Genomic DNA, 12,607 nt, shown 5'->3' with positions numbered 1-12,607 from the left:
ATTTGCGCCATTATAGCGCAATTAATCTTACCGACACTTAAATATCTCCAGCGAAACTCTAGGTTAATCCTTATTTATTATCACAAGCGGTATTCGTAAACCTAAATTACTTCGGTGACATTTTAGTCACATTTACTTTGCTAACGTCTAAAGTTGATTAACTCGAATTCAATAATTAGGGCTATTTGGGAGGATGAAAGTATGTGCAAGTTATTGAAATCAAGATCATGGTTGATGCCAAGAGGGACGCAATTATGAGAGAACAATTTAGACAGATACTCTGGTCACTTGCATGGCTATTGTTGAGTAGTTTGGCATTTTACTCTTACGCAGTAGAAGAGCCGGGGGCAATAACGGTTATTGTCAAAAATCAGACTACAGATCGACCACTTCCAAACGCACAAGTCATACTTAAGAAACGAGAAACCTCTGCAATACAAACCTTACAAACTGATCTACAAGGGCGTATTGTTGTTGAACAACTCGATCCGGGCCTTTACTCAATAAAGATTACAAAAAGTGGTTTTGCGGCTTTATACGAACCAAGTATTCGCGTTGTAACACGAAAAAATACGAAGGTTGAATTTGACCTTAGAGAACAAGCCATAGAGGTAGTTGAAGTAAGAGCCCAACAAGCTGATACATTTACTTCAGGTTCTAGCACCTATCTCGACAGAGAATCTCTGCGAAGTGCCGTGGGAGGAGGTGCAGATCCACTACTTTCTCTAGATGGATTGCCAGGTGTCGCATCTGACAGTGAATTTGCAAGTTTTAGTGTGCGTGGTCGAGGCCCAAGAGATAATTTACTCTTTGTTGATGATTTTCCTTTTGATAAAGCTATTCACTTTGATGCGACGTTAGGTGAAGAGGAAGATGTAGGAGGCGGTGGTCGCTTTTCTATATTTGCCCCAAATGTAATAAATGGAGCAGAATTTTCCCCCGGCGGGTGGCAAGCAGCTTATGGTGGTCGTGCAGGATCTTTGCTGAAGCTAGAAGTGGCCGATGGTAACCCTAGCCCATCTGCAAGTTTTCGCTACGACCTTGCTGGTTATGAAGTTGGTTATGACGGCCCTATAAATATCACTGATGAAGCAACTATGCTTTTTTCTGCAAGGCGGCTAGATTTTGGTGCCTTGTTTGAAACTATCGAAGAGCTAGATATTGGTGAACCTGTTTTAAGGGATATTATTTTTAAATCAGTGATACCCATTAATCAAAATAACACTTTTGAAGTGTTACTCATGGATACGCATGAGAAATATACTCGTGGCGTTGAGCATGTTTCTGAATCACCTAATTTTGAAGATACTGCATTGCAAAATGCCGAGCAAGATAGTGACCTGTATGGTTTAACATTGACCACGTTGCTTGGTGAAACCGCTGTTTTGACTAATAAAGTTTACTACCGAAAAAGTGATAAATTGAGCTCTGAAGGTGAGGCTTATCCAGATCTTGTGCCCGAGGGAACGCCAGCTTCTGAATACCCTAGTCGAGAAGACATTATTACTATATCTGAAGGTGAAACAGAAATTGGTTGGAGAAGTGATTTTGAGGTAGAAAATCAATTAGGGATGTTGAGCGTCGGTGCCCGAATTACGCAAATTGAACTAGATTACAGCACATTTTTAGATGGTGAATGGAATCGGTTTGTTTATGATAGTGACGATTATAGACCTGACTCACAGCAAAAGTTTATTGTACTAACACCTGAAAGCCTTAATTCAGTCACGTCTTTGAAAGAAGTAAACTATGCAGGCTATATAGAACAAATTTTTGAAATGGGTGATTGGGATTTTGGTACAGGTTTACGATTTGAACGAGATGGGTTTGCTGATGAAAGTTTTATATCACCTCGATTCAGCATTAACTGGATGCCAAGTCAAAAGGTAAGGTATTTTGCAACGGCGGGGTTATTTCATCAGTCACCGCGATATTTAGAACTCGCGGCTAACGAGACTAATAATCTTAAAACTGAAAAAATAACCCATACGAGTGTTGGCTTTAAATATTTCCCTAATGCCAACTGGTCATTACTAACGGAAGTTTATTATCAGCAGCTTAGCAACTTAGTGGTTGACCTAGACCGTACCAGTGGAACTTATGCAAATGATGGTGATGGTACTTCATATGGTGCTGATTTTGTGCTTAATGCTACTATTTTCGAAGGTCTTTACGCCAGTGCAACCTATTCTTACAATGATGCGGTCGTAGACCGAAAGGATGGTTTTGGTGACGTAGCTGCTGAATTTAGTCGTGAACATGTTGCCACGTTAGGGCTGACATGGGAGATAAGTGACCGTTGGAAGCTTGCTGGACGATATAAATACCTTTCTGGCAGACCAGATGACATATTTATTGTACATGAAGATGTTTTGGGGCCAGGACAGCCTTTACGTTACTCTAAGGAAATTACAGAGCGTAATGTTGGCCGCAAAGAAGGATCAGGCTCATTGAATGTTCGTGTAGATTACCGACGTGCCTTTGGTCCTATTGATGTTACCGCCTTTCTTGATTTTATAAATGTCACGGCAGCTTCATCAGCTGATGACACTGAGTTTGATTACCGCCGAGGAATTGAAGTCGTTGACGATAGCGAAGCTGAACCGCTGATCGGGTTGCGATTTGATTACGCTTGGTAAGGAATAAAAATGCTAGATGCTTTGAATACTGAGCCGATCAGAGCTTTGATTGTTGAAGATAACCGTGACATTAGTGCGAATATTGCTGCGTATCTAGAAAGGCACAGTTATCTCTTGGACTTTGCTTATGACGGTATAAGTGCAATGCAACTAGCGATGAACAACAAGTTTGATGTCATTGTTTTAGACCTAATGCTTCCAGGGATGGATGGCTTACACTTTTGTCAAAAGTTGCGAGCTGAAGCTGACGTTGAAACACCTGTACTTATGCTCACTGCGAGAGACACGCTTGATGATAAACTGAGAGGATTTGCAGTAGGAGCCGACGATTATTTGGTAAAGCCATTCGCATTGCAAGAGTTACATGTGCGCCTGCAAGCTCTTTATAAGCGGAGTCACGGCAATACCAACAAAGTATTGACTGTGTCTGATCTAACGATGAATAAGTCCACCTTGCAAGTATATCGTGCTGGCCAGCTTATTGAGCTTAATCCTGCAAGTATGAAGTTATTGCAGCGGTTAATGGAGGTATCTCCTTCTGTTGTTACACGCGATAGTCTCGAAACTTTATTATGGGCAGATGAGCCTCCTGATGGTGATGCGCTTCGTTCGCACATGTACAAGTTAAGACAGGCAATTGATAAACCATTTGATACGCCATTGATTCATACTGTGCACCGTATCGGCTATCGAATTGCAAAGGACTTCCAATAATGTATCGGCATAGTTTGCACAAACGTGTCGCTATCGCATTTGCAATGTGTGTGGCTGTGCTGAGTATTGCATGGGGTTTTGCTTTCTTTGCTGCAATAAGATTGAGTGAAGATCGAGTGCTAACCCAGCAATTGCAAGTTGCATCAGATAACTACCCTGCCATTACTACAAATCTTAAGGCGTACGATAAAGTAGATAACTTACCTCAATCACTTCAAACGTGGGCGCAAACAAATCCAGCAGTTGGGTTGTATGAATTTGATAGCGAAGAATTACATGTTGCCGTTATTGATACAGGTAATGAGCAGTCACATGGGTTTGTAGTGTTTGATGTCGCGCAGATTGAGGCTTCTTCGTCAGAGGATTGGTGGTTATTATTCATTATTAGCAGCCTTGTAGGAACATTGGGGTTACTAGGCTTTGGGCTTGGAATTGTTGTGATGCGTCGAGCTTTGGCTCCCGTAACTCAACTTGCTAAAGCTGTGGCCGACATTGATCCTGAGCAATTATCAAACGAAGATTACAAGCGTATAGATGCTAACCGATATACAAATGATGAAGTTGGCATGCTCGCAAGTACAATAGAGCAGGCTTTTGAGCGAGTTAGTGCATTCATCGCAAGAGAACGCTATTTTACAGACTCAGCAAGCCATGAATTGCGCACGCCAGTGACAGTCATTACCGGCGCCCTAGAGCTTTTAGAACAAAGCCAATTGACTCCTGCCGATATGAAGGTGATAGATCGTGTAAGGCGGGCAACATACGACATGAATAAAATGATCGAAATGTTTTTGTGTCTTGCTCGTGAAACTGATGATGGCTTGTATGATGAGCAGTTTTTAGTAATGCCACTGGTAAGAAAAGCAGTAGAGCAGCAACGCTATTTGTTAAACGGTAAACTCGTTGGTGTTGAACTTGATGAGCTTGCCAACCCCATAATTTATGGGCATGCACAGGCATTTTCTATTGCGGTTAATAACCTGGTGCGAAATGCGTTTGAGCATACCCTTGCAGGACAGGTACCGATTGCAATTTTGATTAAAGAGCATGAATTATTAATCACCAATCAGTTCAGTGGCGGTGATGCCCAGCATACGGCGACTGAAACAGCTTCTCACGGCTATGGCTTAGGTTTAGGTATTGTGCAACGCTTATGTGAGCGCAATGGTTGGTCATTCTCACTGCATGCAGATACAGCGCATGTAGTCGCTCGTCTTTCGTGGTGATGGAAGGCGTGATTTTATTTTTAAACAATCCTGCTTGATGTAGTAAACTATACCTATCAGCAAAATCCCCATGGCGTTAGCCTTTAAAATAAAGAGCTTAATAATCTAATGAGTAGAGCAGGAATACAGTGGTTCCCGGGTCACATGAACAAAGCCCGCAACGAAATTAAAGAAATCATGCCACAGATGGATGTGATCATTGAGGTACTTGATGCCCGTATTCCTTATAGTAGTGAAAACCCAATGGTTACTGCGCTGCGTGGCGATAAGCCGGTGATCAAAATCATGAATAAGGCGGACTTGGCTGATCCTAAGTTAACGCAAGCTTGGAAAGACTACTTTGAGCAGCAAAGTGGTGTGAAAGCGATTGATTTTGGTAATGATAAAGCAGGTGAAGTGCACCGTATTAATGAGCTTTGTAAAAAATTAGTGCCGCATAAAGTGGGTGCCGATAAACAAATTAAAGCCATGATCATGGGTATTCCAAATGTTGGTAAATCAACACTTATTAATACTTTAGCTGGCCGTATTGTGGCAAAAACAGGTAATGAGCCTGCGGTAACAAAAGCGCAGCAACGTATTAAGCTTGACGATGGTATTATGCTTTACGACACGCCGGGTATGTTATGGCCGAAAGTAGAGAACGAAAACTCAGGTTATCGTTTAGGTGCAACCGGTGCTATTCGTGATACCGCTATCGATTATGAAGAAGTGGCAAGTTACACCGCTGAATATTTATTGCATGCATACCCAGAGCTTTTAAAAAGCCGTTATAAAATTGATGAGCTACCAGAGTCTGACTGGGAGTTTGTTGAAATGGCAGGTAAAAAGCGTGGCTGTATCCGCGGTGGTAATCAAATCGATACTTACAAAATGTCTGAAATTCTTATTAATGAATTACGCGATGGCATTATTGGCCGTATTACCATGGAAACCCCGGCTATGCGAGAAGAAGAAGAGCAAATGGTTGCTCAGCTTCGCGCTGCTGCTGAGGCTAAAAAAGCAGCTAAAGAAGAAGAAAAAAAGCAACGCCGAGCACGTGCGCGTAAAAACCGCCGTTAATAACTCGTCGTTTTGTTTTAGACATAAAAAAAGCCCGATAAGGGCTTTTTTAGTTTCATATCTACCGTCACCGATATGAGCAATGTAGCAAGTAAAATAGTAGGGCGACCACCTGTTGCCAACATCAAGGGGCGTTGCGATTAGCAACAGGCGATCTTAGCTTTATCGTGGGCCACACGTGTTTCAGGGTCGAGAAACAAATCAGTTTATTCCGAACAAGTACTTCGCCGCCTTGTTGATATTGATTATCAATTAGATTTGCATATCTGTCAACACTCAATTGAAAATAATTCTCATTTCTTTGTGTCTGTTTTTTAAACTTCTGTAATACAGTGCATTAGCACTAAAGTTAGGCTGTAAATTACTAGCAATAAAAACTATGCTGGGGGCTATAACAATTAAAATAATCACATACGATGTTCTCAATTTGGTCAATAAGCCTTCTTGCAATTGTGTATCTGGCAATTTTATTTGCGGTTGCTGGGTGGGCTGATAAAAGAAAAGTATTACCCTTCAAAGGGTTAACTTATGGTTTGTCTCTTGGGGTGTATTGCACTTCATGGGCGTTTTTTGGTACTACCGCACAAGCTGCGTATAACGGCTGGTGGTTGGCACCGACCTATGCCGGCACCATTTTGCTATTTATTTTTGGTTGGCAAGTGTATTGCCGTATAGCGCATATTTGTAGGCAACAAAAAATAACCTCGATGGCTGATTTTATCGCTACGCGATATGGTCAGTCGTCTAGCTTATCTGGGCTAATTTCACTTATTTCAGTGATTGCGATTGTGCCCTATATCTCTTTACAGCTAAGTGCAACTGCACAAAGTATTAATTTACTAACTAACCGCTCAATGATGCAAAGCCACGAAGTGTGGGCCGATAGTACTTTTTATATCACCATCGTGTTGGCACTTTTTGCTATTTTGTTCGGTGCTCGGCGCTTAAAACCCAGTGAGCATAACCCAGGCCTGATAGCCAGTATTGCTTTTGAGTCAGTGGTTAAGTTATTGGCGTTTTTAGCGGTGGGTTTGTATGTTTGTTTTGCTTTGTTCGACAGTCCTGTAGCACTGTTTGAAAAAGCCCGAGATCTAAATATTGATCAGCAAGTGGCTGCCACGCAAAGTCCAACCTATGTGTATGTTGCCCATACTTTACTCGGTATTTTGGCGACCTTATGTTTGCCAAGACAATTCCACATGAGCTTTATCGAAAAAAATAACGATAAAGAACTGGCCTCGGCACGTTGGCTATTTCCGATTTATCTATTACTCATTAATCTGTTTATTCTACCGATTGCATACGCCGGATTAATTTACTTTCAAGGCCAAGAAGTCGGTTACGACACCTTTGTATTAGCTTTACCTATGGCAGCTGATGATGCCTTTGTGGCGTTATTAGCCTTTTTAGGTGGCTTTTCAGCGGCAACCAGTATGGTGATAGTGTCATCAATTGTGCTTTCAGTGATGATCACCAATGACTTTATTAACCAGTTTATTTTACGCCGCTCTCAACTTACATCGAGTAGCCGCGGGCTTGATAAAAACAATCTATTACATGCTCGTAAAATCGTTATCGTATTGATTTTATTGCTTAGTTATTTTACTCACCGAGTGCTGGGTGAAAGCACAACCCTTGCAAATGTGGGTTTGATGTCGTTTACCTTAGTCGCGCAATTTTCACCGGCCATGATCATTGGCTTATGGTGGCGACAAGCATCGTGTCGTGGTGCGCAACTGGGGATTTTGAGCGGCTTTATTATTTGGGGTTACACACTTTTACTGCCGAATATCGCTGGAGGTTTAGGTAGCGATAGCTTATGGCTTGAGAATGGACCTTGGGGAATAAGCTGGTTAGCACCTACTGATTTATTCTCTTTAGGTATGGAAAGCATCAGCCAGGCGCTACTGTTATCGTTAGGTGCGAACTGTTTAGTGTATTTCCTAGTGCCGTTATTTAGTCGTGCAACTTTGGCTGAGCGTTTGCAGAGCAATAAGTTTGTTTCTCAGCTTAGTGATTCTCGAGTGAGTAATCATCTACAGCCTTTGAGTTACCATGACTTAGGCGCGCTAATGCAGCGATTTGCCGAAAAAGAAGCTGCACAGTCTTTGGTAAATCATTACTTTCCGGATGATAAAAGTAAGTGGAAGCGTCCTGCCAATGTTGAGTTAGAGCTATTAGTTGAGCGCGAGATGTCAGCGGTGATTGGGGGCGCATCAGCACGGCTTATTTTAGATGTGGCTAAAAATGAGCAGCGTCAGCCTTTAGAGCAGGTTGCTGAATTTGTTGATGAAGCGAGCCAAGTACTTAAGTTTAATCGTGATTTATTGCAGTCAACAATCGAAAATATTCAACAAGGGATTAGTGTGGTTGATAGTGAGCTGCGTCTTGTTGCTTGGAACCAGGGTTATAAAAGCATGTTCGCTTATCCTGACGATGCTTTATACATTGGCCGCCCAGTAGCTGATATTATTCGATTTAATGCCGAGCGCGGCTTATTTAGCGGTGAGAGCATGACCAGCGAAGTCGAAAAACGCTTAGCTTATTTACGCCAAGGTAGTGCTTATAAATATCAGCGCTCGCACAATGATGGCCGTGTGTTTGAAATGCAAGGTAACCCACTGCCTGGTGGCGGCTTTGTAACAACCTATACCGACATCACCGAGTTCGTAAAACAACAAAAAGCGTTAACCGAAGCAAATGTTAGCCTTGAAGAAAAAGTAGCGGCACGCACCTTAGCTCTGACCCAAGCAAACCAAGAGTTGTCGATGGCAAAGCAAGTGGCGGAGCAAGCAACGGTCAGTAAAACGCGCTTTTTTGCCGCTGCCAGCCATGATTTACTGCAACCTTTCAATGCTGCGAGCTTGTTTTGTTCTTTAATGAATGAAAAAGCCCAAGATACTGAACTTAAAGAGCTGGCGATGAATATTAAGAATTCACTGGGCAGTGCCGAAGAGTTGCTATCGAGTATTTTAGAGTTAACCAAGCTCGATTCAGGCTCGTTTAAAGTACAAATGAGTGAGTTTGCTGCCAGCTCGTTGGTTGAGCCGCTGCGTAATGACTACGAAGCCCTTGCCCGCGAAAAAGGCTTAAAGTTTATTATTGAAACCTGCGATGTGCGCTTGCATACCGACAAAGCGCTGCTGCGACGAGTGCTGCGTAACCTTTTGAGTAATGCGATTCGTTATACCGAGCAAGGTGAAGTGCGCTTAAAAATGCAGTACGACGACCATGTATCCTTTATTGTTGAAGACACAGGAATTGGTATTGCATCGAGCGATCAACAAACTATTTTCCAAGAGTTTAAACAGCTTGGCGCAAAACCAAGCGCCGAGGGTTTAGGCTTAGGGCTGGCAATCACTAAACGTATATGTGACTTACTTAAAATCCCCTTAGTGATGGGATCTGAGCTTGGTAAAGGCACGCAATTTACCCTCACTCTGCCTTGTAGAGTGAGCGCTGCGCCAGCGCAAGCGAAAGGGGCAGAGGCATCACAAGAAACAGAGCTGGGGCAATTGCGCATTTGGCTGCTTGATAACGACCGAAACGTATTAGAGGCATTAAAGCAGTTACTCGAAAATTGGGGCTGCGAAATATCAACGGCCACTAACTTAGCGGAGCTTGAGCAGTTAAAGGCAAGCCAAGCCCTGCCGCAATTGTTGATTATTGATTATCAGCTTGATGATGGGGTAACGGGCCTTGAAGTGATTGAGCAAGCTGCACTAACACGCTTACCTGCCATCGTTAATACCGCGAATCATGACGAAGGAATACGCGAGTTAGTGCTCGATGCGGGCTATCCATTGCTTTATAAGCCTCTGAAAGCGCCCGCTTTAAAACGCATGATTAAGCGACTGACTTAATCTGCGTTTTGCTCAGTTGCTGGGGTATTAGCTTTAATTAAGCGCTCTACCTCAGCGACAAACTTCTTATCTAAGTCATCTTCATGGCTCAAAAATAACAGCATTTCATCGCCATTGTGGTCAATGACCGTTAGCGTAGAGGTTAGTAGGGCGCTTTTAGCATAATCAACGTTGATCTCTTTAATGTCACTAAAGCGGCGTTGATCTTTTTCGAGCACACCTTGCTCATTTTCCCAGTAACTAAAAATGGTGTTTTCTGTGATGCCGTTTCCATCAGTTTTAAAATCGAAAAATGCGTCACTATAAAAATAGTGCACATTCTCGTTGGCAGGAATAATTTCTTTTCTTTTTAAAAAGTTAACTTGATAAGAACAAAGCTTGTCACCGGTTACTATGGTTGAGCTTGGCAACAAATATAGCTCATAAATTAAGCCATAAAATAACCAAGGCAACATGAATATCGAAATGATAACCTGCCTCGCTCGCCACTGAGAGTGGTACTCAAGAGCCTGCTGTGGTTGCTTGAGGTTTTGAATGTAATTAACCAGTGGCAACCATAGAATAGGTATAACTAAAAACAGCCAACTACCATATTCCCAGTTATAGCTTACGATTTCAGAAATGATAATCGCCAGCCATAACACGAACCCAACCGCGACGGGCATGATCTTATTTTTGCCAAAGGTTTGTTCGCTGTGCTTGCAAAGTTCAAGTAACAACGGAATAAAAAACAGTGGTGCAAATATCCCTCGGGCAATCGGCATAATATGGCTTTGTTGTTGCTCTTTTATCGCTTTCCAGTTGCGATAGCTCCAGTAGTTAATGAATATTCCTAAGCTTAATAAGCTGTAAATAACAAACTTACTGTTACTGACAGGGTAGAACTGTTGCTCAGCAAAAACTGGGCGGTTACTTGCTTCTATACGCCAAGCCGCGATGAAAAAGATGATTGCCGCCAAGTAACTTAAAATAAAAACACTATACCAATTGGTTTCGTCATCCGCTGGTGTGGTTGTTGAGCTATTTGTGCCGTATTTAATGATGCCGAAATGGGTCGCGTTATTGAGTTTTTTGCGCTCGCTTAGGTAAAGGTCTATTTGATCGGCTGGAATATGATCCTGCTTAGCACTGTATCAAAGTATAAGGTCAACACAGAGTCTTTAAATGTCACGCGTTTTTCTAGATGAAAAAATGGGTTGTCGACTGTGACCTGCTCATCATCAAACTGCCAATTAGAGTCCGTAAACGTAACCTTTATGGTTGTTTCGATATTATTTGGGTAACGAAACCACATTGGTGCATTGTTACGCTCTCGCTGTTCTGGCTTATAAACTGAGTTTTGAATTTCACTGGCGTAAAAGTCGTTTTGAAAATCATTACCCTCAGGTCGCCAAAAGTCATCGATAGTATAGTGCTCATTGGTAATTAGCTGACCGGTGTCCTTTGGAGATTCAACCAGCATAGGTTTGGCTGTTTGTAAGCCTTTGTAGGTATCTTGATAATATTCGCGGTAATCATCTTCTATGCTTTTTAAGCTGTTTTCAGCGATTGAGCTGCGGCGGCTAATTGCTTCAAAGTCGCCATATTTATATTGAGTTGAGAAACTAACTGGCTCATCAATACCTTCTGGGATCTGATAACTATCAAAAACCTGTATGCGTTTTAGGGCAGGCTCTGTGAACATATCTGTAAAGCCTGTCTCACCTTGCTTTATGATTAACGCGACATCGTAGTTCGGTTGAGCTAAATGTTCTAAATCGCCGCGCTGATACGAAATGGTTGGATCAAGCCAATAGCGTTTACCTTGGTGCTCTAAGGTGACAATGACATGGTCAAATAAACTAGGGGAGACCGGTAAGCTAGCAGTACGTTTTCTGTCTTCAGTGTTAACTAAAGCAGGGTGAGCCTCTACGCCGAGCGCTTTAAGTAAAGAAATGAGCAAGACGGTTTTGTCTTTACAGTCGCCATAGCGCAGTGCCAAGGTTTCTGATGCGGGAGTAGGCTGGTGCGAGTTGGTGCCCATTTCTAGGCCCAAATAACGTACTTCGTCTTGGCTAAAGCGCAGGGCAGCCACAATTTGAGACTCTAAATCGGCATGTTGAAACTTAATTTGACGGGCAATTGTTTCAATAGCAGGGCTAACTTCGATGGCAGATTGGTACAAAGGTAACGACCAATTGACTACCTCTTGCCAATTATTTACTTCAGAAAAATACACTTCCTTGTAAGGCGAATACCAATGCGGTACTTCGCTTGCAGAGCTAAGGGTCGGCTCATTGTGTTGGCTAATTTGGTAGTCAAAACCCGTATCTAACTTGGTTTTAGTAACTGGCGACTCGCCATTCATAAAGTTGATATATAAGGGCGTAGGCTTTTGCCACTTTACCCGCATAAATTGCTGCACTATCGGCACAGACCAATTAAGTGTACGCATGGTGCTGAAGTGCTGATAAACCGGGTTACTGCCCGAAACCGTATAGCTGTAATCTAAAATATCCATGACCCGCATATCATCAATAATGACATTTAGGCTTAAGGTGCCATTGTATATACGACTTGCTAAGTCGGTCTCGCGCTGTAACACCTGAAGCTCGGCACTATTTAGTTTATCTATATATTGGCCGTCACGAATAATGCCTAAACTATTGAGCGTAAGAGATTGGTAGTTTGGGTCAAAATCAATATTTAGCTGGCTAATATAATCAACCCCAGACTGATTGACTGCCTGCATTACAGTGCGATTAAAGCGTTGCTGTGGGGCTTGTTCAGATACCTGAAGCTGAGTGTCGAGCATCAGGTAGAAAGTCCCGTCTTTTATTTGGTCTCGAGGAATCTCAGGGGTTAGTAACTTATGTTGTTTTACCCAGTTAGCTGCAGGTGCAATCTGATAATCTTCAGCGGCTGCAAAGCAGCTCACAAAGAATAAAAAAACAGCCAGTACCTTAAGTTGTAAGTGCATCCATTTCATTGTTATTTTCTAATTACGTTTAGTTTTATATGACAAATTACTGAATTTCACGGCATGAGCCAAATAAAAATTAAATATTTATAGGTAGGTCTCGTAGGAAGAGGTGAGTCTAAGCGGCCCACGGCGAGCCGCTTT

Annotated in this window: 7 protein-coding genes; 5 read left to right on the top strand and 2 right to left on the bottom strand. The window is 42.4% G+C overall.

What is annotated here, in order from left to right:
* Positions 1 to 254: 254 nt before the first annotated feature.
* The 5 genes from J8Z25_RS16565 to J8Z25_RS16545 all read left to right on the top strand — a co-directional run bounded on the left by J8Z25_RS16565 (position 255) and on the right by J8Z25_RS16545 (position 9,504).
* Entirely contained in the window at positions 255 to 2,639 is a 2,385-nt protein-coding gene (locus tag J8Z25_RS16565) for a TonB-dependent receptor (protein WP_250661437.1), read from the top strand.
* 9 nt (positions 2,640 to 2,648) lie between these two features.
* Positions 2,649 to 3,353 (top strand): response regulator transcription factor, encoded by a 705-nt coding sequence (locus J8Z25_RS16560; RefSeq protein WP_130050215.1) that lies wholly within the window; start codon positions 2,649 to 2,651, stop codon positions 3,351 to 3,353.
* On the top strand, positions 3,353 to 4,579 hold the full coding sequence (locus J8Z25_RS16555) for a sensor histidine kinase (RefSeq protein WP_233786769.1): 1,227 nt from the start codon (positions 3,353 to 3,355) through the stop codon (positions 4,577 to 4,579). Before J8Z25_RS16560 ends, J8Z25_RS16555 begins: the two co-directional genes overlap by 1 nt.
* 108 nt (positions 4,580 to 4,687) lie before the next feature.
* Entirely contained in the window at positions 4,688 to 5,641 is a 954-nt protein-coding gene (gene ylqF / locus J8Z25_RS16550; RefSeq protein WP_138558098.1) for a ribosome biogenesis GTPase YlqF, read from the top strand.
* Positions 5,642 to 6,057: 416 nt separating this feature from the next.
* A complete protein-coding gene (locus J8Z25_RS16545; RefSeq protein WP_250661436.1) occupies positions 6,058 to 9,504 on the top strand; it encodes a PAS domain-containing hybrid sensor histidine kinase/response regulator in 3,447 nt (1,148 codons plus the stop codon).
* Here J8Z25_RS16545 and J8Z25_RS16540 read toward each other — a convergent pair.
* Positions 9,501 to 10,463, bottom strand: coding sequence for a hypothetical protein (locus J8Z25_RS16540; protein WP_250661435.1), 963 nt, complete (start codon positions 10,461 to 10,463; stop codon positions 9,501 to 9,503). The genes J8Z25_RS16545 and J8Z25_RS16540 overlap by 4 nt on opposite strands.
* A 134-nt stretch (positions 10,464 to 10,597) precedes the next feature.
* The gene (locus J8Z25_RS16535) at positions 10,598 to 12,472 is read right to left on the bottom strand and encodes a DUF3857 domain-containing transglutaminase family protein (protein WP_250661434.1); all 1,875 of its coding nucleotides are present in this window, start codon (positions 12,470 to 12,472) and stop codon (positions 10,598 to 10,600) included.
* Positions 12,473 to 12,607 lie beyond the last annotated feature (135 nt).

Origin of the sequence: Pseudoalteromonas sp. SCSIO 43101 (genome assembly GCF_023650775.1) — a bacterium.
GTDB classification, from domain to species: domain Bacteria; phylum Pseudomonadota; class Gammaproteobacteria; order Enterobacterales; family Alteromonadaceae; genus Pseudoalteromonas; species Pseudoalteromonas apostichopi.
This window is presented reverse-complemented; position numbering and strand designations above follow the sequence as displayed.

Coding starts and splice junctions, on each gene's coding strand:
- J8Z25_RS16565 (WP_250661437.1), top strand. CDS start 255: ATGAGAGAACAATTTAGACAGATACTCTGGTCACTTGCATGGCTATTG.
- J8Z25_RS16560 (WP_130050215.1), top strand. CDS start 2,649: ATGCTAGATGCTTTGAATACTGAGCCGATCAGAGCTTTGATTGTTGAA.
- J8Z25_RS16555 (WP_233786769.1), top strand. CDS start 3,353: ATGTATCGGCATAGTTTGCACAAACGTGTCGCTATCGCATTTGCAATG.
- ylqF (WP_138558098.1), top strand. CDS start 4,688: ATGAGTAGAGCAGGAATACAGTGGTTCCCGGGTCACATGAACAAAGCC.
- J8Z25_RS16545 (WP_250661436.1), top strand. CDS start 6,058: ATGTTCTCAATTTGGTCAATAAGCCTTCTTGCAATTGTGTATCTGGCA.
- J8Z25_RS16535 (WP_250661434.1), bottom strand. CDS start 12,472: ATGAAATGGATGCACTTACAACTTAAGGTACTGGCTGTTTTTTTATTC.